Genomic DNA, 23172 nt, shown 5'->3' with positions numbered 1-23172 from the left:
GGGTCAGTCCTCTCCGCGGCCGGACTGCAGCTGCGCGACCAGCGCCTCGAGCTCGGCCAGCTCGTCGTCGCTGACCTTGCCGCGCCTGGACATGAAGGCCACGAACGGACTCACCGAGCCCTGCAGGGTCTTCTCCACGAAGGACGCGACCGCGCCCTGCACCACGTCGTCCTCGCCGCGGGTGGCCGCGTAGCGGTACACGCCGTCGACGCGGTGCCGGCGCAGGTAGCCCTTGGCGCGCAGCCGCTCCATCATCGTGAGCACCGTCGAGCGCGCCAGGCCGCGCGCCTCGCCGAAGCCGGCGGCCACCTCGCCGACCGTCGCCTCCCCCTGCTGCCCGATCGACTGGAGCAGCGCGAGCTCCTGGTCCCCGATCGTCGCTCTGGCCATCGTCCGCTCCCGGCTTGACTACAGATGTCGCCAGGCTAGGTGTGACGACAGCTGTCGTCAAGCATGACCGATGGCAGGGGCGGCGCCGGACTTCGGCATCGGTCGTGGTGCCTGCCGCACGCGTGTCCGCGCCCCGGTGTACGCTGGACGTCGAGCGGACCTGCGGAAGACGTCGATGAAGACCGTGCTGGTGGCCAGTTCCAAGGGCGGTGTCGGCAAGACCACGATCGCCACGCATCTGGCGGCGCACGCCGCGCTGGCCGGCGAATCGACCGTGCTGATCGATGCCGACCCGCAGCACTCGTCCACGCGCTGGGCGGAGCGCCGTGCCGGGCTCGACAGCGCGGTGCTGCCGATCGACGGCAGCGCGCGGCACCGCAAGGTGCTGGCGGCGATCCCCGAGGGCACGACGCGGGTGGTCGTCGACGCCGCGGCCGGCGCGATGGCCGACGACCTCGACGCCTACCTGGAGGCCGCCGACGCGGTGGTCGTGCCGGTGCTGCCGTCTGCGCTCGACATCGACGCGACGGTGGGCTTCCTCAACACGCTGGCCCGGCACCCGGGCGTGCGCCGCGGCAGCACGCGTGTGGGCCTGGTCGCCAACCGCCTGCGGCCCTGGACCAACGCGTCGCAGCAGGCCGTCGAGCTGCTCGCGCAGTGGCCCTACCCCGTGGTCGCGCAGCTGCGCGACAGCCAGGCCTACGTGATGCTCGCGGGGCTGGGGCGCAGCCTGTTCGACTACCATTCGGCGCAGGTGCGCGAGCATCAGGCCGACTGGGCGCCGCTGCTGAAGTGGCTGAAGAAGTAGCCGCGCGCCGATCGCCGACCCCGACCCAAGAGACCGCCCACGCCCATGCGCGAACTGATCCTGCTCCGCCACGCCCACGCCGACCCCGCGCTGCCGGGACAGGCGGACATCGACCGCCCGCTGTCGGCCGAGGGGCTGGCCGAGGCCGAGGCCGCCGGGCGCTGGCTGCGCGACAAGGCGCTGGTGCCCGATTGCGTGCTTTGCTCGCCGGCCAGGCGCACGCGCGAGACGCTCGAGGCGGTGCTGGGGGTCGTCGGCTACGTCGACCAGCGCCTGGAGCCGGCGATCTACGAGGCCACGCCCGGCACGCTGGCCGGCCTGGTCGACGACCACCGCGAGGTCGGGCGGCTGCTGCTGGTCGGCCACAACCCCGGCCTCGAACGGCTCGCGGCGCTGCTGCACAGCGGCCAGTCGGGCGACTACCGCGGCATGCCGCCGGCCGGCATCGCGGTGCTGAGCCTGCGCGACGATGCCGCGGTCGAGCCCGGCGTCGCCGACCTGTCGGCGTTCTGGTGGCCGTAGCCGCCGCGTCGCGGGCGATGCCGTCGGCACGGGGACGCGGGGCGCGCAGCGGCGGGGCGACATCGCCGGTCGGCCCGTGGTTGCGGATGCTCGCGCCCGCCGGGTTCTGGCTCTCGGCGCTGGCGGCCGCGCCGGCGCTCGCCGACGACGATCGCGCGCTGGTCCTCGACACGACGCGGTCGGACATCGGCTTCCACCTGCGCACGCGCTGGGGCCAGCAGCTCGACGGTCGTTTCGACGACTGGCGCGGCGAGATCGCGGTGCTGCCCGACGGCCGCCACCAGGTGCGGCTGACGCTGCCCACCGGCGGCGTGGAGATCGTCGGCAGCCGCAGCTACACCCGCATCACCCGCGGCGCCGGCTTCTTCGATGTCGAGCGCCATCCCGAGGTCCGCTTCGTGTCCGACCCCTATCCGCCCGAGCTCGTGCGCGACGGCGGCGAGCTGACCGGCGTGCTGAGCATCCGCGGCATCGCCCAGCGCGAGACGTTCCGGATCGCGCCGGCCGCCTGCGCGCGTCCGGCCGTCGACTGCGACGTGGTCGGGCAGGGCGACGTGCGCCGCAGCCGCTACGCGATGGATCGCTGGGGCTACGCGCTGTCCGACCAGGTCCGCTTCACGCTGCGGATCCGGGCGGTGGATCGACCCTGATGCGCCTGGCCGGACGTGCCCTGCTGCTGGCCGCGACGCTGGCCACCGCGGCCTGCGCGACGCTCACGCCCGCGCAGCGCGAGCGCGCGGCGCAGATCGCGGTCGAGGCGCGCGACACCACGATCGTGTGCGAGCGCGAGGACGCCTGCGCGACGCCGTCGCCGCTGCGCGAACTGGGCGTGCGCGCGTTCGCGCGCAGCGCGCCCGAGGCGCCGCGCCACGCCGCGCTGCTGCTCGAGTACGGACAGGACGCGCTGATCGCGCGGCTGGACCTGATCCGCGGCGCGCAGCGCACGCTCGACGTGCAGACCTACATCTTCGACGAGGACGACTCGGGCCATCTCGTGCTCGAGGAACTGCTCGCCGCCGCCCGCCGCGGCGTGCGCGTGCGCCTGCTCGTCGACCAGCTCTCGGCGCTGCGCACGGTCGAGACGCTCTCGGCGCTGGCCGGTGCGCACGCCGGCTTCGAGCTGCGTATCTACAACCCCGTGCTCGGCCGCGCGCGCATCAGCTATCCGCGCTACGCCCTGGCCGCGGCCTGCTGCTGGCGCCGCCTCAACCAGCGCATGCACAGCAAGGCGCTGCTGGTCGACGGCGTGGTCGGCATCACCGGCGGGCGCAACTACCAGGACGACTACTTCGACTGGAACGACAGCTTCAACTTCCGCGATCGCGACATCCTCATCGCCGGCCCGGTCGTGGCCGACATGGCCGAGAACTTCGAGGCGTTCTGGCAGGCGCCGCTGAGCATGCCGGTCGAGCAGCTGACCGACGTCGGCCGGCAGCTGCTGCGCGGCGGCGTGCCGGAGGTCTCGTTCCTCGACTACGCGCGCCCCGAGCGGGTCGCCTCGGTGTCGGCCGATGCCGCCGACGCGGTGCTCGTGCAGCAGCGCCTGGCCGCTGCCGCGCTCGAGGTGGGCGAGGTCGAGTTCATCGGCGACCTGCCCACCAAGCACCGGCGCGACCGCGAGCGCGCGCAGGCCGCGATCGCCGCGACGCCGCGGCTGCGCGCGCTGATCGAATCGGCCGAGGAGAGCGTGCTGCTGCAGACCCCGTACCTGGTGCTGTCCAAACCGGCCGAGCAGGTCTTCGAGACCTTGCGCGAGCGGCCCGACCCGCCGCAGGTCACGGTCTCCACCAACAGCCTGGCGGCGACCGATTCCTTCATCACCTACGCGCTGTCGTACAAGTACAAGCGCCGGCACCTGCGCGACTTCGGTTTCCACATCTACGAGTACAAGCCGTTCCCCGAGGACGCGCCGATCGACCTGGAGGCCACCGGCGCGGTCGGCATTTCATGGAATGCCGATGGCAGCGTCAACATCGAGGAGAGCGGCGCCGAGGGCGCGGCGACGACGCGCGCCGAGGCGCTGGCGACGCGGCCCGAGAGCGCGCCGCCGCTGACGCGCGAATACTCGGCGCTGCGCTACGCCGGCATCGGCGTGAACCGGCGCGTGCCGCTCAACCGCGCCGGCGTGCGCGTCGGGCTGCACGCCAAGTCGATGGTCGTCGACGACCGGGTCGGTGTCGTCGGCACGCACAACTTCGACCCGCGCGGCGACACCCTCAACACCGAGAGCGCGATCGTCATCGAGGACGCCGCGTTCGCGCGGCGGCTGGCGGCGAGCATCCGGCGCGACATCGCCCCGGCGAACTCGTGGACCATCGCCCGGCGCGACAAGCCGCCGTTCTTCTCCGGCATCGACTACACGATGGCCAAGGTGTCCGAGCGGCTGCCGGTGTTCGACCTGTGGCCCACGCGCTACGCGACCAGCTACGAGTTCCAGCCCGGGCCCGGATGCCCGGCGCCTCTGCCGCCCGACGCGCCGGGCTTTCGCGCCTGCTACACCCCGGTCGGCGACTTTCCCGAGGTCAGCCTGGGCTGGCGCAGCATCCTGACCCGGATCTCGACCGCCTTCGGCGCGGGACTGGTGCCGATCCTGTAGCGGGTCGCTGGTGAGCCCTTCCCCGCTTGCGGGGCATTGCGCCTTTTACGTGTGGAAGGTTGGGATGCGCGCTTTCGGCCCCTTCCCCCCGCGCACGCGGGAGGTGACTGCGTGCGGTGATGGCCTTAGGCCCCTTCCCCCGTGAAACGGGGGAAGGTTGGGATGGGGGCGGCTTTTCTGCGCGAAGCCCGTGCCCCCACCCGGCGCGCGGTGCGCGGTGCGCGCCGACCTCCCCCGCGGGTCGGGGGAGGGAACTGGCGCGAGTTGGTTGGTCGCGTCCGGCGTCGGATCTGGCGCGTTCTCCGCGTCGGCCTTTTTCACTCTGCGGGCCCAAGATCCGATCCGGCCATCGGCGATTGCGCGAAGTGCGGGCCGGGCAGGGCACATCGGCCTAATTTAAAATGAACAAATACTGAACAGTCGAGGGCGGTGGACCCGCTATGACCTCCGGCACATGGTGTTATCGAACGGTGGTGTTGTAGTCTACCAACACACCAAATCACACCAGAACCGGAGCACGCCATGCAGACCCAGACCGCCCCCGCCCGTACCGCCGACGCCGCCGCCTATGCCCGTCCGTTCGGCGTCGGCTACGGCCGCAGCAGCAGTTACGGCACGCCGCGCAGCTACAACCAGTCGTCTTCGGTGCCCAGCCGCTTCCGCGTCGCCTGACCCCCGATCGCCCGACTGCCCACCTTCCACCTGCCGTCGAACAGGATCCCCCCATGACCCGCATGCACGCCATCGTCCACGCCGCCGCCGCCCGTCTCGCCCCGATGTCCGCGCTGCCCCGCGGCGATGCCCGCCCCGAGGGCGCCTCCCGTCGCACCGGCGCCGGCCTGCGCGGGCGCGACGCCGGATCGCTGCCGACGCGCTTCCGCTTCGCCTGAGTTGCTACGGCCGCGGCGCGCACGGCAGGCCGCGATCCGGCCCTGCGTCGAGCCCGGCGCGCCGCAACGCTCCGGTGCATGCGCCGCGCCGCGGAACGGCCTAAGCTGGCGCGTTCCCGTCCGGAGTTCCGCGCCGCATGTTCCGCAGCGACACCACGGTCGAGCAGCTCAATGCGCTGTCGGCCAACACCGCGATCGCCACGCTCGGCATCGTCTTCACCGAGATCGGCCCCGATTTCCTGCGCGCGACGATGCCTGTCGATGCGCGGACCCACCAGCCCTACGGGCTGCTGCACGGCGGCGCCTCCGCGCTGCTGGCCGAGACGATCGGCAGCACCGCCGGTGGCCTGGCCGCGCCGCAGGGCTGCGGCGTCGTCGGCATCGAGATCAATGCCAACCACCTGCGAGGCGTGCGCAGCGGCACGGTCACCGGCACCGCGCGCGCGCTGCACGTGGGCCGCAGCACCCAGGTGTGGGACATCCGCATCGAGGACGCCGACGGCCGACTGGTCTGCGCCTCGCGGCTGACGCTGGCGGTGATCCCCAAGCCGTGAGCGCGGGGCCGACCGGCAGTGGCGGGCGCGCGCCGCGTTTGGGTATGGTGCGCGCATGACGACCTCCCCCGTTCATGCCGGTGCCGGCGGCACGTCCGCGCGCGCGCTGCGCTACGCGTATCGCGTGCCGATGCTGCTGTGGCACGTTTTCGTGCACCTGCCGTTCGTGCTGCTGTCGATGCTGCCGCCGATCGGCGCGCGCACGCTGCGCGACGGCGAGCGGGTCGACCACCGCATGATCCGCTGGTGGCAGGGCGGGCTGATGCGGGTATTCGGCTTCCGCATGCGCCGGATCGGCACGCCGCTGCCCGGCGCCACGCTGTTCGTCGCCAACCACGTGAGCTGGGTCGACATCGTCGCGCTGCACAGCCAGCGGATGATGGGCTTCGTCGCCAAGCGCGAGATCGCCGGCTGGCCGGTCGTGGGCTGGCTGGCCGCGCGCGGGGAGACGATCTTCCACCAGCGCGGCAGCCAGGAATCGCTGGGCGGCGTGCTGCAGGAGATGCTCGCGCGGCTGCGTGCCGGGCGCCCGGTCGCGGTGTTCCCCGAAGGCCGCACGCGCGGCGGTACGCACGTCGGGCCGTTCCATGCGCGCATCTTCCTGGCCGCGGTCGAGGCCAACGTGGCGGTGCAGCCGGTCGCGCTGCGCTACGGCGCCGGCGGCTCGGCGCAGACGGTCGTGGCGTTCGGCGAGCGCGAGTCGTTCTTCGCCAACTTCCTGCGGTTGCTCGGCGAACCGCCGCGGCAGGCCGACGTGATGTTTCTCGAGCCGATCCTGCCTGGCGAAGGCGAGGGCAGACGGCGGATCGCCGAGGTCTCGCGCGAGCGCATCGTCGCCGCGCTCGGGGCGGCGGGATGACCGCGGCGCATCCGTCGTCGACGGCGGATGCGGACCGGCCGCCGGGCCCCGACGGCCGCCTGCGCGGCAGCGACTACGTGCCGCCGGCCTGGCTGCGCAGTCCGCACCTGCAGACCGTGCTCGGCAGCAGTCCGTGGCGCCGCCGCCACGGCGCGCGGCTGCTGGCCGCGACCGGCGCCGTCACCACCGAGCACCTGGTCGACGGCGGCGACGGCGTGCGCCTGCACGGTCTGCACTCGGTGGTACCCAGGCGCGAACCGCGCGGCCTGGCGCTGCTGCTGCACGGCTGGGAGGGCAGCACCGAATCGAGCTATATGCGCCTGACCGCCGCGAAGATGCTCGAGCGCGGCTACGAGGTGTTCCGGCTGAATTTCCGCGACCACGGCGGCAGCCACCACCTCAACGAGGCGATCTTCCACTCCAACCGCATCGACGAGGTCGTGCACGCCGCGCTCGACGTGGCGCGGCGCTTCCCGGCGCGGCCGATGCTCGCGGCCGGCTATTCGCTGGGCGGCAACTTCGTGCTGCGCCTGGCGTTGCGCGCGCCGGCCGCCGGCCTGCAGCTGGCCGGCGTGGCGTCGGTGTGCCCGGTGGTCGACCCGGCGCGCACGATGGCCTACATGGAGCGCGGGCATCGCCTGTACCTGCGCCATTTCGAGCGCACGTGGCGCGCCTCTTTGCGGCGCAAGCGCGACCTGTTCCCCGAGCGCCACGTCTTCGACGATGCGACGCTGCGGCTGGGCATGCGCGAGCTGACCGAATGGCTGGTGCAGACACACACCGACTTCGGCACGCTCGACAACTACTTCGACGGCTACTCGGTCGCCGGCGACCGCCTGGCCGGCCTGCAGGTGCCGACCGACATCTTGATGGCGGCCGACGATCCGGTGATCCCGCTCGACGCGTTCCACACGCTGGCGCTGCCGGCGCATGCGCGCATCGAGCTCAGCCGCTGGGGCGGGCACTGCGGCTTTCTGCTCGACGCCCGCCTCGACGGCTTCGCCGAACGCTGGGTCGCCGCACGCCTCGAGGCGCATGCCGCGGCCGCGCGCGAAGCCGGCACGCGGACGCGGCTGGCGAGCGCGATCGGCGCCGACATGGCGTCCGGCGCCGGCTGAGCGTCGCCGCGCGGATCGCCTCCCCCGCGTCGCGGGGAGGTCGGCGCGCGCAGCGCGACGGGTGGGGGCATGGACCTTCCCGACCAAGCGCCCCCCATCCCCACCTTCCTGTGAAGGCCGCAATGCCCTGCGGAGCGGGGCAGGAGACGCGCATCGTCGCTGTAAAGATCACCTCCTCCGCATCGCGGGGGAGGTCGGCGCGCGCAGCGCGACAGGTGGGGGCACGGGCGCCGGCCGTCGGCAGACGGCCCGCTACAATGCCCGGCCCAGCCAGACGGACGGCTTCGCGCCGGCACCAGCATGCAGCAACAGATCCTCGATGCCCTGCGCCGCGGCGCCCACGACGAAGCCGCGGCCCTCGCGCGCCAGGCGCTGGCCGATGCGCCCCGCGACGCCGGCCTGCTGCGCGCTGCCGCGCTCGCGCTGCGCACGGCCGGCGACCGCGACGGCGCGTTGGCGGCGATCGATGCCGCGATCGCCGATGCGCCCGACGAGGCCGAGCTGCACTTCCTGCGCGCCGGCATGCTGCTCGACGCGCGCGACATCGAGGCCGCGCAGGCGGCGCTGTCGCAGACCGTTTCGCTCGATCCCAACCAGTTCGGCGCCTACGTGATGCGCGCGCAGATGGCGATCGGCCGCGGCGATCTCGACGAGGCCGAGCAGCAGCAGAAGCTGGCCGAGCGCGTGGCGCCCGAACACCCGTGGACGACGATGCTCGCCGGCGCGATCGCCTCGCGCCGCGGCGACCACGACCGCGCGCTGGGCCTGCTGTCGCACGCCTCCGGCCAGGCGCCCGAGGACCTGCAGGTGCTGCATGCGCTCGCCTTCGGCTATCTCGCAGCCGGGCACCTGGCGTTCGCCGAGCAGGCGTTCCGCCGCGTGATCGAGAAGACCGGCCAGGCGCCGCTGCGCGGGCTGCTGGCGCAGATCGTGCTGCAGCAGGGCCGTCCGGCCGATGCCGCCGACGTGATCGCCGAACTCCTCGCCGATCCGGCGCAGGTCACGCCGGCCTGGCAGACGCTCGGTGGCGAACTCGAGCTGCAGGCCGGGCGCCCCGAGCGCGCCGCGCCGCTGCTGCATGCCGCATTCGCCGCGCATCCCGAGTCGCGACGCGCGACCAACGCGCTGGTCCAGCTGTGGGGCGCGACCGATGCGGCGGACGAGGCCCGCGGCACGCTCGACGCCGCGCTTGCCGCCGCGCCCGAACACGACCACCTGTGGCTGGCGCGGCTGGCGTTCGAGCCGTTCGCGGGCGAGGCCGCGCGCGGCATCGTCGAGCGCTGGAACGCGCGCCGTCCCGACCACCTGCCGGCGCTGCAGGCGCGGCTGTCGCTGGAGACCGGCGCCGGCGACATGGAGGCGGCCGAAGCGGTGGCGCGCGCGGTCACCGCGCTGCAGCCGGGCCATGGCGCGGCCAACGAATTCCTGTTCAACCAGCTGCTCGCGCGCGATCCGGCCGCGGCGGTGACGTTCGCGCAAGGCCTGCAGGCGACCGCGCACGACGCTGCGCGCCTGATGCTGCGCCGCTGGGTCGGCCTGGCCCAGGACGCCGCCGGCCGCCACGCCGACGCCGTCGCGACCTGGACGGCAGTCAGCGCCGACGCCAGCGCCGCGGCGAGCGCGCCGCCCGAGCCGACCGCCGCTCCCGCGCAGTGGCCGCCGGTCGCCGAGCCGCTGGCGCCGCAGCCGCCGGCGGTGTTCCTCTACGGCCCGCCCGGCGCCCAGGTCGACCGCGTCGCCGGCATCCTGCGCAACGTCGTGCGCCAGTTCCGTGCCGACCGCTTCGCCGGCCCGGTCGCCGATGCGTTCCAGGACACCGGCGTGCCGGCCAGGCTCGCGGCCGGCGAGTTCACCGCCCGCCAGATCGTCGACAGCTGGCGCACCCAGCTGCCGGCACGCGACGCCGGCGACGGCGCGATCGTCGACTGGCTGCCGTGGTGGGACAACGCCTGGCTGCTGGCGCTGCGGCCCGAGCTGCCGCAGGCGCGGCTGCTGCTGGCGCTGCGCGATCCGCGCGACATGCTGATCGAATGGCTGGCATTCGGCACCGCGCTGACGATGCGCGTCGACGATGCCCAGGCCGCCGCCGACTGGCTGGCGCGCCACCTGGCGCAGCTGGCCGACCTGCTCGAGCAGCAACTGCTGCCGGTCACCGTCGTGCGCATCGACGCCCCGGCGGCCGACCCGATGGCGTTCGCCGCCGCGCTCGGCGAGGCATTGGGCGTCGAGGGCTTCCCGGTGCCGCCGCCGCAGGCCTTCGGCCCCGACCGTCTGCCCGCCGGGCGCTGGCGCGCGTATGCGCAGGCACTGGGCGGGCCGATCGCCGCGCTGACCCCGGTCGCGGTGCGCCTGGGCTACCCGCAGGCCTGACCGCCCCGATTCCCGCCACGCAGGAGACGACATCATGCGCATCCACAGCGACAGCTTCGCACCCGGCCAGCCGATCCCGGCCGCCTTCGCCGCCGGCGCGCCCGACGGCTTCGGCGGCAACCGCAACCCGCACCTGGCCTGGGACGAGGTGCCCGAGGGCACCCGCTCGTTCGCGCTGCTGTGCCTGGATCCCGACGCACCGACCGACCCCGCGCTGGCCGGCCGCGACGACGTCGAGATCCCGGTCGAGCACCCGCGCGGCAGCTTCGTGCACTGGGCGGTCGTCGACCTGCCGGCCGGGCTGCGCACGATCGCCGAGGGCAGCGCCAGCGACGGCGTGACCCGCGGCGGCAAGCGACAGCCGCCCGGCCCGGACGGCGCGCGCCAGGGCCTGAACGACTACACCGGCTGGTTCGCCGGCGATCCGGACATGGCCGGCGACTGGTTCGGCTACGACGGTCCGTATCCGCCGCCCAACGACCTGCGCACGCACCGCTACTTCTTCCGCCTGTTCGCGCTCGACGTCGCGCGCCTCGACGTGCCCGACCGCTTCACCGCCGCCGACGTGCAGCGCGCGATGCAGGGCCACGTGCTGGCCGAGGCGACGGTGTGGGGCAGCTATGCGCTGCATCCGGGCGCGCCCCCGGCCTGAGGCCAGCGCACCGCGGCGTCGGGTCTGATCGATGATCGGGGCGCCGGGCGCGTCGGCCGGCGCACCCGGATCGAGGTCGCGCCGTCAGCGCGCGACGGTCTCCGACTCGACCACCATGTCCAGCACATAGGCCTGCGCCGGCGCGTCGGCTGGCGGGTCGCGCAGGTCGAAGCGCTGCACGCGCGCCACGTTGCGCACGCCGTCCTCGTGGGTGAAGCCCTCGATCTCCTGGTACAGGGGCGTCCATGGCGCGTCGTCGTCGGGCACGCGCACGCCGTCGGCGTCGTAGCGCACCTCGCGCGTCTGCAGGCAGCGCTGGTCGGGGATGAGCGGATGGCTGCAGGCTACGCGCTCGGGCGCGATCTCCAGGAACACCTGCTCGCCCTCGCTGCCATAGCGCGTGGCGGGCGTCGGCGCGCCGTCGAACGTCAGCACGTCGCCGTCGTCGAGCTGCAGCGTCAGCCGCGGCGGCTCGCCCGCCGCGATCGCCAGGCGATGGGTGCCCGGCAGGCGCTGGCCGATCTCGCGCTCGAGCGTCGCCAGCCGCTCGTCGGGGCAGGCCATCAGCGTCGAGATCACCTGGTCGACGGTCATGCGGTCGTCGTCGAGCGCGACGTTGGCGCTCATGCGGTTGCAGGCATTGCGGACCTGCACGCCGCCGTCGCGGAAATCGAGCTGCAGCGGCTCGCCGCCCTCGGCCAGCAGCCCGTCGATCGCCGCGCCGGTGCCCGAGCGCGCATCCACCAATCGCCAGTGGTAGGCGCCGAGCGTGGCGGTGTGGTCGGCCGGCGCGGCGTCGGGCAGCGCGGCCGCGGCGCTCTGCGCGTCCGGCGTCGAGGCCCCGTCCGGCGGCGTGGTGGTCGGCGAGCAGGCGATCAGGGCGAACGGCAGCAGCAGGGGCAGCGCACGGCGCATCGGGGGCTCCTCAATCGGATCGGACGGATGCCGCGAGCTTAACCGCCCCGCCCGCATGCGCCCGTGGACGCCGGTCTGCGCCGGCGGTGTCCGTCACTACAGGCTCGCGCATCACTTCCCAGCCTGCGGTGTCCTCCACGCCAGGTCGCACGTACCACCTCCCACGCCTGCGGCGCGCGCCCCTCGCGTGCACCGCACAGATCTCACACCTCCCCCGCTCGCGGGGGAGGTCGGCGCCGACAGGCGCCGGGTGGGGGCACGGGCCCTCCCGATAGCCGCCTCAGCCCCCCGACGGCATCAACAGCAGCAGCCCGATGCCCAGCGCGATGCGGTAGACCGCGAACCCGGTGAAGCGGTGGCCCTTGATGTACCCCAGCAGCCATTTGACGACGACGAAGCCGGTCACCATCGCCGCGACGAACGCGATCGCGACGTCGCCCCAGGCCTCCTCGCCCAGGCCCTGGTCGAGCCACAGCTCCAGGAACGCGTAGGCGCTGGCCGCGAACATCGTCGGGATGCCGACCAGGAACACGAACTCGGTCGCCGCCGAGCGCCGGCTCAGCCCTGCGAGCATCGCGATGAAGATCGCCGCCGCCGAGCGCGAGGTGCCGGGGAACACGCCGGCCACGACCTGCGCCAGGCCTACGAGCACCGCGACCGTCCAGGTCACGTCGGTGCGGTCGGGCCGGCGCTCGGCCAGGCGCTCGGCGACGATCATCCACACGCCGCCGATCACCAGCGCCCAGGCCACCGGCGTCACCGTCTCGGGCAGTTCCCAGCCGGCCATGCGCACCGGCAGGCCGACCAGCGCGGTGACCAGGAACGCGAGCGCCAGCTTCATCGCGTAGTCGCGGTTGGCGCGCTCGCGCAGGCCGGTCGTCAGGCTCCAGATCCGCTGGCGGAACACCAGCGTGATCGCGACGATCGCGCCGGCCTGGATGACGATGTTGAAGAAGTCGGAACGGGCGCCGAGCCAGTGCTGGGCGATCAGCAGGTGGCCGGTGCTGGAGACGGGCAGGAACTCGGTGAGCCCCTCGATGATGCCGAGCAGCAGGGCGGAAATCGGGTCGGACACAGGGGCTCGCGGTGCAGCGGTGGGGGCGGGCAAGCATACGCGCCCGGTCCCGACGGGACCAAACCCGCGCAGTGCGGACTTGCTCGCCTCCCCCGCTCGCGAGGGAGGTCGGCGCGCGCAGCGCGCCGGGTGGGGGCCGGCCCGCGCTGCTAGTCGCGCACCGCCGCCGCAGGCTGCTTGAGTTCGCGATAGCGCGCCAGCGCCGCGCGCAGGTCGCCGCCGAGCGCGGCTTGTTCGCCGAGCTGCTGCTCGAGCACCGCGGCCTGCCGTTGCAGGTCGGCGCGCTGGGCGCGGATGCCCGCGACGAGCGTGGCGCCCACCGGCTTGTCCTGCAGTTCGAGCTCGGCGGCCTGGCGCAGCAGCGACACCAGGCTGGTGCGCAGATTGGCGATGCCCAGGTGCGAGGTCTTGATCGCCTCGTCGACCAGCACGATGCGCTCGCCGTAGGCGCGGCGCAGGTCGGCCTCGGTGGCGTAGGACTCGACCATCGCCAGCTCCCGGCGCTGCAGCGCGCCCCGGGCCTCGGCCTCGCGCTGCGCCTGCGCCGCGGCGGCATCGGCCGCGCTGCGCTCCTCGGGCGTGGGCGCGCGCGCGATCTCGGCAGTGCGCAGCCCGCTGCGCGCGTCGATCTCGGTGCGGGCGGCATTGACCGCCGAGGCGGGCAGGGCGTCGCCGCAGACCCGGCGGCCGTCTTCGTCCCAGCAGTACACCTTGCGCTCGGGCGCGGGCGCCTGCGCGCCGGCCACGGTGGCGGCCAACAGCAGCGCGACGGCGACCGGACGTGCCTGCGATGTCATCGTGTCCCCCTCCCCCGGTCGCTCTGGCGCGATCAGCGCGCCGGGCCGCTCCCGTATCGGGCCCGGTAGGCGAGCAGGCGATCGCGTTCGGCATCCAGTGTCGCGTTTCCGCCCGCGAACGCAAGCAGGTCCGAGAGCCCGGCGATCGCGACGACCGGCACGCCCTGTTCGTCGGCCACGCGCTGCGCGGCCGAGCGCGGGTCGGCGTCGGCCACGCGCTCCTGGCGGTCGAGCGCGATCGCGATGCCGGCCACCCGGCCGCCGGCCGCGTCGATCAGCCCGAGCGCCTCGCGGATCGCAGTGCCGGCGGTGATCACGTCGTCGACGATCAGCACCCGGCGCCCGTCGAGCGGCGCGCCGATCAGCGTGCCGCCCTCGCCATGGGTCTTGGCTTCCTTGCGATTGAACGCGACCGGCAGGTCGCGGCCGCGCCGCGCGTACTCCACGCCCAGCGCGCTCGCCAGCGGGATGCCCTTGTAAGCCGGGCCGAACAGCAGGTCGAAGTCCAGTGCGGCCGCGTCGAGCGCGTCGGCGTAGCAACGCGCCAGCGTCGCCAGCGCCGCACCCGAATCGAAACGCCCGGCGTTGAAGAAGTACGGGCTGACGCGGCCGGACTTGAGCGTGAATTCGCCGAAGCGCAGCGCCTGCACGTCGAGGGCGAGCTGCAGGAAGCGGGTGCGGTGGTCGGACATCGGCGGCCTGGGATGGAGACGGAAAGCGGAAATGGTAAGGCAACGCGCCCGGCGGGCCGCGCCGGCGTGCGATTGCGCTCGATCAATGCCGCCCGTCGTCGCGTCGCGCATCCTCGGATCGTCATTCGGACTGCTGGGGAGCGGCGCGATGCGCACGACGTGGACACTTGGACTGGCGGCCGCGGTCGCCCTCGCATTGGGCGCCGGCGGCGCGGCACTCGCGCAGCGCGACGACGACGGCCTGCGCGCGATCGCCACGGCGCTGTTCGGCGCGGTCGGCGACGCGCCGTCGCAGATCCGTGGCGTCGCGGTCAGCGCCGAGCGGGTCGAGCTCGGCCGGATGCTGTTCTTCGAGCCGCGGCTCTCGCGCAGCCACATCATCAGCTGCAACACCTGTCACAACATCGGCACCGGCGGCGCGGACAACGTGCCGGTCTCGATCGGCCACGGCTGGCAGCGCGGGCCGCGCAACTCGCCGACGGTGTTCAACGCGGTGTTCAACGCCGCGCAGTTCTGGGACGGGCGCGCCGCCGACCTCGCCGAGCAGGCCAAGGGACCGGTGCAGGCGAGCGTGGAGATGAACAGCACGCCCGAGCGCGTGGTCGAGACGTTGCTGAGCCTGCCGCGCTACGTCGAACTGTTCGCCGCCGCGTTCCCCGGCGACACCGCGCCAGTGAGCTTCGACAACATGGCGCTGGCGCTGGAGGCGTTCGAGACCACGCTGGTGACCCCGCACGCGCGCTTCGACCGCTGGCTGGAGGGCGACGACGGCGCGCTCGATGCGACCGAGCGCCGCGGCCTGCGGCTGTTCGTCGACAGCGGCTGCGCGGCCTGCCACAACGGCGCCAACTTCGGCGGCCAGGCGTACTTCCCGTTCGGTGTCATCGCGCGTCCGGGCTCGGAGATCCTGCCCGAGGCCGACAAGGGCCGCTTCGCGGTCACCCAGACCGCCAGCGACGAGTACGTGTTCCGTGCCGCGCCGCTGCGCAATGTCGAACTGACCGCGCCGTACTTCCACAGCGGCCAGGTCTGGGATCTGGAGCAGGCGGTCGCGATCATGGGCAACAGCCAGCTCGGCCGCGAGCTCGACGCGACCGAGGCGGCCGCGATCGCGGCGTTCCTGCGCACGCTGACCGGCCGCCAGCCCGACGTCGGCTATCCGCTGCTGCCCCCAAGCACGGCGACGACGCCCCGGCCGGAGTAGGCGCGCGTCGCATGCAGGGCGCAGCGACGCGTTTTGCGTCTTCGTCCGCGTGCGGATAGCGATGTTTTGCTCCTTCCCCCGCGTGCGGGGCATTGCGCCCTTCACGGGTGGAAGGCTGGGATGGGGGCAGGTTGGCTGCGCAGGGCCCGTGCCCCCACCCGACGCGCTGCGCGCGTCGACCTCCCCCGCGCGCGGGGGAGGTGGCACCGAACTACGCCGCAGGGTTCAACTTCACCGACCTCTTCCCGTGCGCGGGGGAGATAGATCCCGCAAAGCGACGATCGTGCGGACCGGCGGCCGTGCGTCGGTTACCCTTCGCGCCATGAGAATCATCAGCTTCAACGCCAACGGCCTGCGCTCGGCCGCCCGCAAGGGCTTCTTCGACTGGTTCGCGGCGCAAAACGCCGACGTGCTGTGCGTGCAGGAGACCAAGGCCCAGGAACATCAGCTCGCCGGCCCCGAGTTCCTGCCCGCTGGCTACAAGGCCTGGTTCCGCGATGCGACGACCAAGAAGGGCTACAGCGGCGTGGCGATCTACGCCCGGCGCGAGCCCGACGAGGTCCGCACCGCGCTGGGCTGGGCGCCGTTCGACGAGGAAGGCCGCTACATCGAGGCGCGTTTCGGCAACCTGAGCGTGGTGTCGTTCTACATCCCGTCCGGCTCGTCGGGCGAACTGCGCCAGGGCTTCAAGTTCGAGGTCATGGCCTGGCTGCGCCCGATCCTCGATACATGGCTCGCCAGCGGCCGCGACTACGTGCTGTGCGGCGACTGGAACATCGTGCGCAGCCGCAACGACATCCGCAACTGGTCGAGCAACCAGAAGAATTCCGGCTGCACGCCGCCCGAGCGCGCCTGGCTCAACGGCCTGATCGCCGATGCCTGTGGCGACGGCCTGTGCGACGCGCCCGACACCGGCTGGCTCGACGCGCTGCGCGTGCTGCGGCCCGAGGCCGCCGAGTACACGTGGTGGAGCAATCGCGGCGCGGCACGCGCCAACAACGTGGGGTGGCGCATCGACTACCAGTTCGTCACGCCCTCGCTGCGCGACCGCGTGCAGGCCGCCGCCGTCCACGCCGAGCCGCGCTTCTCCGATCACGCGCCGCTGGTCGTGGACTACCGCGCGTGAGTGCCGCCGCGCCGGCGAGCTCCGGCAAGCCTTCGATCTGGCGGGCCTTCACCCAGCCCGCGGCGTGGACGATGTTCTTCTTCGGCTTCGCGTCCGGCCTGCCGTTCCTGCTCGTCGCCGGCACGCTGGCCTACTGGCTGCGCGAAGGCGGCATGGAACTGCGCGACATCACGATGATCGCCAGCGCCGGCATGGCCTACTCGTTCAAGTTCCTGTGGGCGCCGCTGGTCGACCGCTGGCGCCTCCCGCTGCTCGGACGGCTGGGCCAGCGCCGCGGCTGGCTGCTGCTGGCGATGGGCGCGGTCATGGGCGGGCTGCTGGGCATGGCGTCGGTGGGCACCGGGCCGCTGGCGCTGTTCGTCGCGTTGACGCTGCTGGTCGCGTTCTCCGGCGCCACGCTCGATATCGCGGTCGACGCCTACCGCGTCGAGATCGCGCCGGCCAACGCGCAGGGCGCGCTGGTGGCGACCTATTCGCTGGGCTATCGCATCGCGTTGATCGTGACCGGCGCACTGGCGCTGGTGCTCGCCGACCACGTTGCCTGGCCGATGGTCTACCGCGCCATGGCCGCCTGCATGCTGGTGCCGATCGTCGCCTGCCTGCTGGCACGCGAACCGGACATCGTGCGTACGCGCGCGCAGAACTGGGTGCAGGGCCTGCGCGAGGGCGTGGTCGAGCCGTTCGCCGATTTCTTCCGCCGCTTCGGCGGCAAGGTCGCGATGGCGATCCTGCTCTTCATCCTGGCGATGAAGATCTCCGACCAGGCGCTGATCGGCGGCATCATCGGCCCGTTCTATCTCGATCAGGGCTTCAGCAAGACCGAGATCGCCGCGGTCACCAAGGTCTACGGCATCTGGATCGGCATCGCCGGCGCGTTCCTGGGCGGCATCGCGGTCGCGCGCTGGGGCGTGCAGTGGCCGCTGTTCGCGGCGATCGTGCTGGGCGCGGCGAGCAACCTGCTGTATCTGGCGCTGATCGGTGCCGACGGCGACCTGACCCGGCTCACGATCGTGATCTCGGGCGAAAACCTGGCGCAGGGTTTCCTCGGCACGGTCGCGGTCGCGTACATGTCCGCATTGGTCAACCAGCGCTATACCGCCACGCAGTACGCGCTGTTCTCGTCGTTGATCATGCTGCCGGGCAAGCTGCTCGGCTTCTTCTCCGGCTGGATCGTCGAGGTCACCGAGGGCTACACGGTCTACTTCGTCATCACCGCCGTCGTCGCGGTGCCGGCGCTGCTGCTGTTCTTCTGGCTCAAGCCCCGGGTGCGGCTGGGCGAGGACGCGCCCGCCATGGCGCAGGTCGACGCCGCGCCGTAGTCCGGCGCGTTCCGCAGGCGGGCCGGGTGCCCGCCGTCACCGCGTGGTGCGTGCGATGGCCTCGTGCGGAAGCGCCGGGAGCACGTCCGCCGATGGGCGCGGATTGAGCGACGAATGCGAAGGCGTCAGCCCTGCACGTCGGCGAGCGCGGCCTCGGTCGCAGGCGCCGCGTGCAGGCAGGCATCCGGATCGCCGTCTAGGCCGGCCGGCATGTTGCAGGCGCGCGGCGCGAACTCGAGCGTGCTCTGCCAGCCGGGCTTGCGGTCCGGGCGCAGGCCGACCTGCACGTCCACGTCGCGGATCTTCACGCGCGCGGTCTGCGGCGCCCCGCCGGCGACCGCCCAGCCATCGAGCTCGAGCGCGAGCGTCGGATCGAGCAGGCGGTTGTCCTCGAGCAGGCCGCGCACCTGGTCCAGCGCGACGGTGTGTTCGCCGCCGATGCCGCTGGGCTCGATGTCGACGCCGGCGAGCAGGCCGTCCTGCTGGCGGAACGCGACCCGCTCGGCAGGTACGGTCAGCAGCCGGCCGTCGGGCAGGCGCAGCGTGACGTGGCGTGCCTGGGCGATCGTGTGTTCGGCGGCGAGCACGCCGTCGCGCTGCGGCCAGGCCAGGTCCACCTGCTCGGCGACCGGCGCCGACAGGTCGATGTGCAGCGGCTTGACCAGCGCAGGCGGCGACTCGATCTTCGCGCAGGCGCCAACGGCCAGCAGGCCGGCGACGAGCAGCGCGTTGGCGCCATGGCGCAAGCCGCGCCGGGAAAGGAGTGCAGGGGTCGAACACATAGCGGAATCCTGTCGCGGAGGGGGAGGCGGAGGGACCGTGCCGGACCCGTCTGTGCGGGTCTTGGGCGTCGAGGCGTCGTCGGCCGGCGCGGGTCGCGCGGTGCGCCTGCGATGGCCATGCCGAGGGTCCCCCGCGCCGGATCAGACCAGCGCCGAAGTTAAGGTCGCGTCGACGCAGCGTTGGCGCAACTGCCTGTAACCGCTTCCATTTCCGGCTTGGTCGCGGCCTATCCCGCGCGCTGGTTCAGCAGTTCGCGCAGCGCCTGCTTGCCGGCGGCATCGAGCGCGCCTTCGCGCTGGCGGGTCAGCAGGTCGTCGATGCGCTGCTGCAGCACCTGCCGGTCGAGCTGGGCGACCACGTCGCGCAGTTCGATCTCCCACGTCGCCTCGTCGCCCGGCAGCGACTGGCTGGCGAGCTTCTGCAGCGCCGTCGCCTCGTCGCGGCCGTCGAAGTGGGCGAGCAGGGAGCCGGTGCTGATGTCGGGACGCACGCTGGCGACGGCGATCAGCTCGGTCAGCAGGTCGATGCCCGGCTGCTGCAGCGCGACGAACGGGTAGGGCGGCGGCAGCGCCGCGGCCATCGCCGGTTTCTGCAGCAGCAGCGCGATCGCGTGGCGCACCAGGCTGCGCCGCGGCGCCGGTACCGCGCGGCCGCCGCGGGGCATGCGCGTCGGCGGCGCGGGCGTGGATGCCGTGGGCCGGCCCAGGCCGGTCAGCTCGGTCAGCCGCTGGCGCATCAGGTCGGCGAACGCGCCGTCGGGGATCTGCGCCAGCATCGGCCTGGCGCGCTCGGCCAGCCGCGCCTTGCCGTCGAGCGTGGACAGCGCGATGCCGTCGCCGACGGTGTCGAAGAAGAACGTCGACAGCGGCGTGGCCTCGGCCAGCCGCGCCTCGAAGCCCTGCACGCCCTCCTGGCGCACGATCGTATCCGGATCCTCGCCGTCGGGCAGGAACAGGAAGAACGCCTGGCGCCCGTCGCGCATGCGCGGCAGCACCGATTCCATCGCGCGCGTGGCCGCGCGCCGGCCGGCAGCGTCGCCGTCGAAGCAGAAGTACACGTCGGCCGCGTTGCGGAACAGCAGCTCGGCGTGGTCGGGCGTGGTCGCCGTGCCCAAGGTTGCGACCGCCTGCGGCAGGCCGTGCTGGAACAGCGCCACGACGTCCATGTAGCCCTCGACGACCACCAGCCGCTCGATCTTCTGGTTGGCCTGGCGCACCTGCCACAGGCCGTAGAGCTCGCGGCCCTTGTGGAACAGGGGCGTCTCGGGCGAGTTGAGGTACTTGGGCGAATCCTCGGCCGCGAGCACCCGGCCGCCGAACGCGATCGGGCGGCCGCGGCGATCGTGGATCGGGAAGATCACCCGGTCGCGAAACTTGTCGTAGCTGTGGCCGCGCTCGTTCTTCGACAGCAGCCCGACCTTCTCCAGCACCGCGATGCGGCGCGCGTCGTCCTTGCCCAGCGCGTCCTTGAGCGCCGAGAAGCCCTCGGGCGCGTAGCCGATCGCGAACTGCTCGCGCACCGCATCGTCGACGCCGCGGCGGTCGAGGTAGTCGCGCGCCTTGTCGCTGCCGGCCAGCTGACGCCGGAAGAACCGGGTCGCGGCCTCGAGCGCCTCGTACATCGGCGCGCTGTCGGGACGCGCTTCGCGCTGCGCCGTCTCGCGCGGGATCTCCATGCCGGCGCGCTTGGCCAGCTCGTCCACCGCATCGAGGAACTCGAGGCGGTCGTAGTTCATCAGGAACGAGATCGCCGTGCCGTGCGCCCCGCACCCGAAGCAGTGGTAGAACTGCTTGGTCGGCGAGACGGTGAAGCTGGCCGAGCGCTCGTCGTGGAACGGACAGCGCGCCGCGTACTCCTTGCCCTGCCGCTTGAGCGGCACGCGCGCATTGATCACCTCGACGATGTCCGTCCGGGCGAGCAGGTCGTCGATGAAGGCGTCGGGGATGCGGGCCATGTCAGGAGCGCATCAAGCGTTCGAGCAGCAGCGTCTGCAGGTCGCGGCGGCTGTCCAAGACCGCGACGACATGCACCGCATCGGTGCCCGACAGATAAAGAATCCGCCACGGTTTGACGACCAGCTCCCGGTATTGCGAGAGACCGGCGTCGCCGAGTTCGGGCACGATGCGACCCCGCTCGCTGTGGCTTTCCAGCGTGGCGGTACGCTGCTGCAGTGTGTCCAGCGTCGCCAGCGCCGCATGCGGGTTCTCGGCAGCGATGTAGTCGATGATGGCGGACAGATCGTGTTTGGCGGTCTGCGTCCAGTGGACCACACGTTCAGCCATGCCGGGCGTCCAGCCGGGCGCGTAGCTCGGCGAAGACCTCGTCCTGCGGCTGGGTACGCCCTGTGCGGACATCGGCCTCGCCCTGCGCGACCAGCTTCATCATCAGCAGGCTCTGCTGCTGGCGCTGGTAGCTCTCGTAGCTCTGCACCACGGCGGCACCGCGCCCGTTCTGCGTCAGGATCACGGCCTGCCGGTCCTCCTGCAACTGCTTGAGCCACTGGCTGGCCTCGGACTTGAAGTCGCTCAGGCTGATGACGGATTCGGTCACGGCGATCGTCCCCCAAGGACTGAATTTGGTCCAAGTATAGTCCGATCGCGTCTTGTCGGGCGTGCGGCCTTCAGCCGGCGCTTGCGCCTGTTCCAGCCGCCTGCCGCTCGGCGCGCTTGCGCAGCGCGCGGTCGACCGACGCCCGGCGCAGGCGCTCGTCGACGACCGCGGTGATCAGCGCGCCGACGAAGAAGATCGTCGCCGCGTAGTACATCCAGATCAGCAGGATCACCAGCGTGCCGAACGAGCCGTACGCGCTGCCGGGTGCGGCATGGGCGATATAGAGCCCGATCGCCCAGCGCCCGACCACGAACAGCACCGACGTGATCACGCCGCCGAACAGCGCCTGGCGCCAGCGCACGCGGCGGTCGGGCAGGTAGTGGTAGAGCAGCGCGAAGGCCAGTGAGTAGATCACCAGCATCAGCGTGTTGCCGACCAGCGGCAGCACCGTCGGCACATTGGCGAAGATCACCTCCACCGCCGTCGTGAGCAGCGTCGACGCCAGCACGAGGAAGCCGAGCGCGAACACCACGCCGGCCGAGAACACGCGCTTGCGCAGGAACGCCTTCAGGCCGCCCGGGATCCGGTCGCCGTCGGTCCTGAAGATCAGGTTCAGCGTGCCCTGCAACTGCGCGAACACCACCGTCGCGCCGACGAACAGCAGCAGCGTGCTCCACACGCCGGCGAACGAGCCGATATCGGGCTGCTCCTTGGCATTCTGGATCACCGTGCCGGCGACCGTCTGCGCGCCATCGCCGGCGAGCTCGCCGATCTGTTCGAGCAGCGCGTCCTGCGCGGCCGGGTACAGCGACGCGGTGATCCACAGCACCAGCACGAGCAGCGGTGCCAGCGAGATCAGCATGTAGAACGACAGCGACGCGGCCTGGGTCAGCAGGTCCGCATCGACGAAGCGCTTGACCAGCGTCGCCGGCAGGCTGTCCTCGACGCGTTCGATCGTCCGGTCCAGCCGTCGCCGCGTCCGCGACCAGCGCGTGTGGGCGGCGGGCGCGGTGTCGGCGGTGTCGGTCGAAGTCGGGGGCGGGGCGGGTGTGTTCATGCGGTCTGTCGTGGTCGAGGCCGGGAGCGGTCGGCGAAGCGTCCTTTCCGGCGTTGCCGTCACCTTAGGCGCGCGTCCGTACGGAGGCGTGACGATGCGGCAGGTAATGGTCTCTTGCGAAGGCCCGTGCCCCCACCCGACGCGCGGTGCGCGTCGACCTCCCCCGCGGGCAGGGAGGTGAGGGCGCGCGGCCCGCTTTCGCGGCGCGCATAATCGGGCCGTCCCGCGCTTTTTCCCGGAGTTGCCGCATGCGTATCCATCCCCTCGTCCTGGCGCTGTCGTTGCTGCTGCCCGTCGCCGGCTGTACCGGCGCGGCGCCATCCGCGGCCGCCGACACCGCAGCCGTCTTACCCGCCGCCGACGCGGGGGGCGCGCCGGTCGCGCAGGCCGGTGTCGACCAGGCGCTGCCGCGCATGCTCGTGCACAAGACCGCGACCTGCGGCTGCTGCGGCAAGTGGGTCGATCACATGCGGCAGGACGGCTTCGAGGTCGAGACCGTGGACGTCGACGACCTCGCCGCGGTCAAGACCCGCCTCGGCGTGCCCGACGCGATGGCCTCCTGCCACACCGCCGAGATCGGCGGCTACTTCGTCGAAGGCCACGTCCCGGCGCAGGACGTGCGCCGGCTGCTGGCCGAGCGCCCGGCCGCACGCGGCATCGCGGCGCCCGGCATGCCGATGGGCTCGCCCGGCATGGAGATGCCCGACGGCCGGAGCCAGGCCTACACCGTCGAACTGGTCGAGGCCGACGGCACGCATCGCCCGTTCGCCGAGCACCCGGCGCGATAGCACCGCAGGACGCGCCGGGCCCGGCGCACGGAACTGAATCGCCGCGCGGATGCTTAACGCATTCACATGGCCTGCCCGCATAATCGTTGCGCGCGCAGGCCTGCGCG

At 72.8% G+C, this 23172-nt stretch carries 24 protein-coding genes and 1 pseudogene; 15 read left to right on the top strand and 10 right to left on the bottom strand.

The features are described from left to right. Nucleotides 1-3: 3 nt before the first annotated feature. Nucleotides 4-390, bottom strand: a complete 387-nt coding sequence (locus WQ56_RS08390) for a BlaI/MecI/CopY family transcriptional regulator (RefSeq protein ID WP_047136642.1) — start codon at nt 388-390, stop codon at nt 4-6. A 175-nt stretch (nt 391-565) separates the two neighbouring features. On the opposite strand from WQ56_RS08390, the gene WQ56_RS08385 reads away from it, so the two are divergent. From WQ56_RS08385 to WQ56_RS08345, 11 genes and pseudogenes are all read left to right on the top strand, one after another. Beyond that, complete coding sequence (locus WQ56_RS08385; protein ID WP_047136641.1) at nt 566-1198, top strand: ParA family protein; 633 nt, start codon at nt 566-568, stop codon at nt 1196-1198. A gap of 45 nt (nt 1199-1243) precedes the next feature. Beyond that, a complete protein-coding gene (locus WQ56_RS08380) occupies nt 1244-1720 on the top strand; it encodes a histidine phosphatase family protein (RefSeq protein WP_047136640.1) in 477 nt (158 codons plus the stop codon). An 86-nt stretch (nt 1721-1806) separates the two neighbouring features. Further along, nucleotides 1807-2370 carry a YceI family protein gene (locus WQ56_RS08375; protein WP_047136639.1) on the top strand — a complete coding sequence of 188 codons (564 nt, stop codon included), beginning with the start codon at nt 1807-1809 and terminating at the stop codon, nt 2368-2370. Next, nucleotides 2370-4316, top strand: coding sequence for a phospholipase D family protein (locus WQ56_RS08370; RefSeq protein ID WP_047136638.1), 1947 nt, complete (start codon nt 2370-2372; stop codon nt 4314-4316). Before WQ56_RS08375 ends, WQ56_RS08370 begins: the two co-directional genes overlap by 1 nt. A gap of 522 nt (nt 4317-4838) precedes the next feature. Beyond that, a complete protein-coding gene (locus WQ56_RS18625) occupies nt 4839-4988 on the top strand; it encodes a hypothetical protein (RefSeq protein ID WP_156170447.1) in 150 nt (49 codons plus the stop codon). A gap of 53 nt (nt 4989-5041) precedes the next feature. Next, complete coding sequence (locus WQ56_RS18620; protein ID WP_156170445.1) at nt 5042-5206, top strand: hypothetical protein; 165 nt, start codon at nt 5042-5044, stop codon at nt 5204-5206. Nucleotides 5207-5343: 137 nt separating this feature from the next. Further along, on the top strand, nt 5344-5760 hold the full coding sequence (locus WQ56_RS08365; protein WP_047136637.1) for a hotdog fold thioesterase: 417 nt from the start codon (nt 5344-5346) through the stop codon (nt 5758-5760). Nucleotides 5761-5815: 55 nt separating this feature from the next. Further along, nucleotides 5816-6619 carry a lysophospholipid acyltransferase family protein gene (locus tag WQ56_RS08360; protein WP_047136636.1) on the top strand — a complete coding sequence of 268 codons (804 nt, stop codon included), beginning with the start codon at nt 5816-5818 and terminating at the stop codon, nt 6617-6619. A gap of 59 nt (nt 6620-6678) precedes the next feature. Next, nucleotides 6679-7671: pseudogene (locus WQ56_RS08355) on the top strand (alpha/beta fold hydrolase); the annotation flags it as partial. Nucleotides 7672-8037: 366 nt separating this feature from the next. Then, a complete protein-coding gene (locus tag WQ56_RS08350; protein ID WP_047136635.1) occupies nt 8038-10107 on the top strand; it encodes a tetratricopeptide repeat protein in 2070 nt (689 codons plus the stop codon). Nucleotides 10108-10141: 34 nt separating this feature from the next. Next, entirely contained in the window at nt 10142-10759 is a 618-nt protein-coding gene (locus WQ56_RS08345) for a YbhB/YbcL family Raf kinase inhibitor-like protein (protein WP_047136634.1), read from the top strand. An 84-nt stretch (nt 10760-10843) separates the two neighbouring features. Here the strand turns inward: WQ56_RS08345 and WQ56_RS08340 are convergent, their stop codons facing one another. From WQ56_RS08340 to pyrE, 4 genes are all read right to left on the bottom strand, one after another. Beyond that, nucleotides 10844-11674 carry an META and DUF4377 domain-containing protein gene (locus WQ56_RS08340; protein WP_047136633.1) on the bottom strand — a complete coding sequence of 277 codons (831 nt, stop codon included), beginning with the start codon at nt 11672-11674 and terminating at the stop codon, nt 10844-10846. Nucleotides 11675-11954: 280 nt separating this feature from the next. Next, a complete protein-coding gene (locus tag WQ56_RS08335) occupies nt 11955-12749 on the bottom strand; it encodes an undecaprenyl-diphosphate phosphatase (protein ID WP_047136632.1) in 795 nt (264 codons plus the stop codon). A gap of 149 nt (nt 12750-12898) precedes the next feature. Further along, complete coding sequence (locus WQ56_RS08330) at nt 12899-13546, bottom strand: hypothetical protein (RefSeq protein WP_047136631.1); 648 nt, start codon at nt 13544-13546, stop codon at nt 12899-12901. Nucleotides 13547-13578: 32 nt separating this feature from the next. Then, on the bottom strand, nt 13579-14238 hold the full coding sequence (pyrE, locus tag WQ56_RS08325; RefSeq protein ID WP_047136630.1) for an orotate phosphoribosyltransferase: 660 nt from the start codon (nt 14236-14238) through the stop codon (nt 13579-13581). 148 nt (nt 14239-14386) lie between these two features. Between pyrE and WQ56_RS08320 the strand changes: the two genes are divergently transcribed. The 3 genes from WQ56_RS08320 (at nt 14387) to WQ56_RS08310 (ending at nt 17887) form a co-directional block, all read left to right on the top strand. Next, a complete protein-coding gene (locus tag WQ56_RS08320) occupies nt 14387-15442 on the top strand; it encodes a cytochrome-c peroxidase (RefSeq protein WP_047136700.1) in 1056 nt (351 codons plus the stop codon). 322 nt (nt 15443-15764) lie between these two features. Continuing rightward, complete coding sequence (locus WQ56_RS08315) at nt 15765-16568, top strand: exodeoxyribonuclease III (RefSeq protein ID WP_047136629.1); 804 nt, start codon at nt 15765-15767, stop codon at nt 16566-16568. A 71-nt stretch (nt 16569-16639) separates the two neighbouring features. Next, nucleotides 16640-17887 (top strand): MFS transporter, encoded by a 1248-nt coding sequence (locus tag WQ56_RS08310; protein WP_047136699.1) that lies wholly within the window; start codon nt 16640-16642, stop codon nt 17885-17887. A gap of 125 nt (nt 17888-18012) precedes the next feature. Here WQ56_RS08310 and WQ56_RS08305 read toward each other — a convergent pair whose 3' ends face one another. From WQ56_RS08305 to WQ56_RS08285, 5 genes are all read right to left on the bottom strand, one after another. After that, nucleotides 18013-18669, bottom strand: coding sequence for a hypothetical protein (locus WQ56_RS08305; protein ID WP_156170443.1), 657 nt, complete (start codon nt 18667-18669; stop codon nt 18013-18015). Nucleotides 18670-18896: 227 nt separating this feature from the next. Then, nucleotides 18897-20624: a DNA primase gene (gene dnaG, locus WQ56_RS08300; protein ID WP_047136627.1), complete on the bottom strand. Its 1728-nt coding sequence runs from the start codon at nt 20622-20624 to the stop codon at nt 18897-18899. 1 nt (nt 20625) lies between these two features. Beyond that, nucleotides 20626-20952: a type II toxin-antitoxin system RelE/ParE family toxin gene (locus WQ56_RS08295; RefSeq protein WP_047136626.1), complete on the bottom strand. Its 327-nt coding sequence runs from the start codon at nt 20950-20952 to the stop codon at nt 20626-20628. Continuing rightward, a complete protein-coding gene (locus WQ56_RS08290; protein WP_052772912.1) occupies nt 20945-21220 on the bottom strand; it encodes a type II toxin-antitoxin system Phd/YefM family antitoxin in 276 nt (91 codons plus the stop codon). The genes WQ56_RS08295 and WQ56_RS08290 overlap by 8 nt, the downstream gene beginning before the upstream one ends. A gap of 70 nt (nt 21221-21290) precedes the next feature. After that, nucleotides 21291-22277 (bottom strand): YihY/virulence factor BrkB family protein, encoded by a 987-nt coding sequence (locus tag WQ56_RS08285; protein WP_082132284.1) that lies wholly within the window; start codon nt 22275-22277, stop codon nt 21291-21293. A 248-nt stretch (nt 22278-22525) separates the two neighbouring features. Here WQ56_RS08285 and WQ56_RS08280 point away from each other — a divergent pair, with 248 nt between their 5' ends. Beyond that, nucleotides 22526-23065, top strand: coding sequence for a DUF411 domain-containing protein (locus tag WQ56_RS08280; protein ID WP_231583382.1), 540 nt, complete (start codon nt 22526-22528; stop codon nt 23063-23065). Nucleotides 23066-23172 lie beyond the last annotated feature (107 nt).

Source organism: Luteimonas sp. FCS-9 (assembly GCF_001014645.1).
In the GTDB taxonomy this organism is placed as follows: Bacteria; Pseudomonadota; Gammaproteobacteria; order Xanthomonadales; family Xanthomonadaceae; genus Luteimonas.
Note: the sequence above shows the minus strand (reverse complement) of the source record. Positions and strands in the feature narration are given on the sequence as shown.

Coding starts and splice junctions, on each gene's coding strand:
- WQ56_RS08390 (WP_047136642.1), bottom strand. CDS start 390: ATGGCCAGAGCGACGATCGGGGACCAGGAGCTCGCGCTGCTCCAGTCG.
- WQ56_RS08385 (WP_047136641.1), top strand. CDS start 566: ATGAAGACCGTGCTGGTGGCCAGTTCCAAGGGCGGTGTCGGCAAGACC.
- WQ56_RS08380 (WP_047136640.1), top strand. CDS start 1,244: ATGCGCGAACTGATCCTGCTCCGCCACGCCCACGCCGACCCCGCGCTG.
- WQ56_RS08375 (WP_047136639.1), top strand. CDS start 1,807: ATGCTCGCGCCCGCCGGGTTCTGGCTCTCGGCGCTGGCGGCCGCGCCG.
- WQ56_RS08370 (WP_047136638.1), top strand. CDS start 2,370: ATGCGCCTGGCCGGACGTGCCCTGCTGCTGGCCGCGACGCTGGCCACC.
- WQ56_RS18625 (WP_156170447.1), top strand. CDS start 4,839: ATGCAGACCCAGACCGCCCCCGCCCGTACCGCCGACGCCGCCGCCTAT.
- WQ56_RS18620 (WP_156170445.1), top strand. CDS start 5,042: ATGACCCGCATGCACGCCATCGTCCACGCCGCCGCCGCCCGTCTCGCC.
- WQ56_RS08365 (WP_047136637.1), top strand. CDS start 5,344: ATGTTCCGCAGCGACACCACGGTCGAGCAGCTCAATGCGCTGTCGGCC.
- WQ56_RS08360 (WP_047136636.1), top strand. CDS start 5,816: ATGACGACCTCCCCCGTTCATGCCGGTGCCGGCGGCACGTCCGCGCGC.
- WQ56_RS08350 (WP_047136635.1), top strand. CDS start 8,038: ATGCAGCAACAGATCCTCGATGCCCTGCGCCGCGGCGCCCACGACGAA.
- WQ56_RS08345 (WP_047136634.1), top strand. CDS start 10,142: ATGCGCATCCACAGCGACAGCTTCGCACCCGGCCAGCCGATCCCGGCC.
- WQ56_RS08340 (WP_047136633.1), bottom strand. CDS start 11,674: ATGCGCCGTGCGCTGCCCCTGCTGCTGCCGTTCGCCCTGATCGCCTGC.
- WQ56_RS08330 (WP_047136631.1), bottom strand. CDS start 13,546: ATGACATCGCAGGCACGTCCGGTCGCCGTCGCGCTGCTGTTGGCCGCC.
- pyrE (WP_047136630.1), bottom strand. CDS start 14,238: ATGTCCGACCACCGCACCCGCTTCCTGCAGCTCGCCCTCGACGTGCAG.
- WQ56_RS08320 (WP_047136700.1), top strand. CDS start 14,387: ATGCGCACGACGTGGACACTTGGACTGGCGGCCGCGGTCGCCCTCGCA.
- WQ56_RS08315 (WP_047136629.1), top strand. CDS start 15,765: ATGAGAATCATCAGCTTCAACGCCAACGGCCTGCGCTCGGCCGCCCGC.
- WQ56_RS08310 (WP_047136699.1), top strand. CDS start 16,640: ATGTTCTTCTTCGGCTTCGCGTCCGGCCTGCCGTTCCTGCTCGTCGCC.
- WQ56_RS08305 (WP_156170443.1), bottom strand. CDS start 18,669: ATGTGTTCGACCCCTGCACTCCTTTCCCGGCGCGGCTTGCGCCATGGC.
- dnaG (WP_047136627.1), bottom strand. CDS start 20,624: ATGGCCCGCATCCCCGACGCCTTCATCGACGACCTGCTCGCCCGGACG.
- WQ56_RS08295 (WP_047136626.1), bottom strand. CDS start 20,952: ATGGCTGAACGTGTGGTCCACTGGACGCAGACCGCCAAACACGATCTG.
- WQ56_RS08285 (WP_082132284.1), bottom strand. CDS start 22,277: ATGAACACACCCGCCCCGCCCCCGACTTCGACCGACACCGCCGACACC.
- WQ56_RS08280 (WP_231583382.1), top strand. CDS start 22,526: ATGCGTATCCATCCCCTCGTCCTGGCGCTGTCGTTGCTGCTGCCCGTC.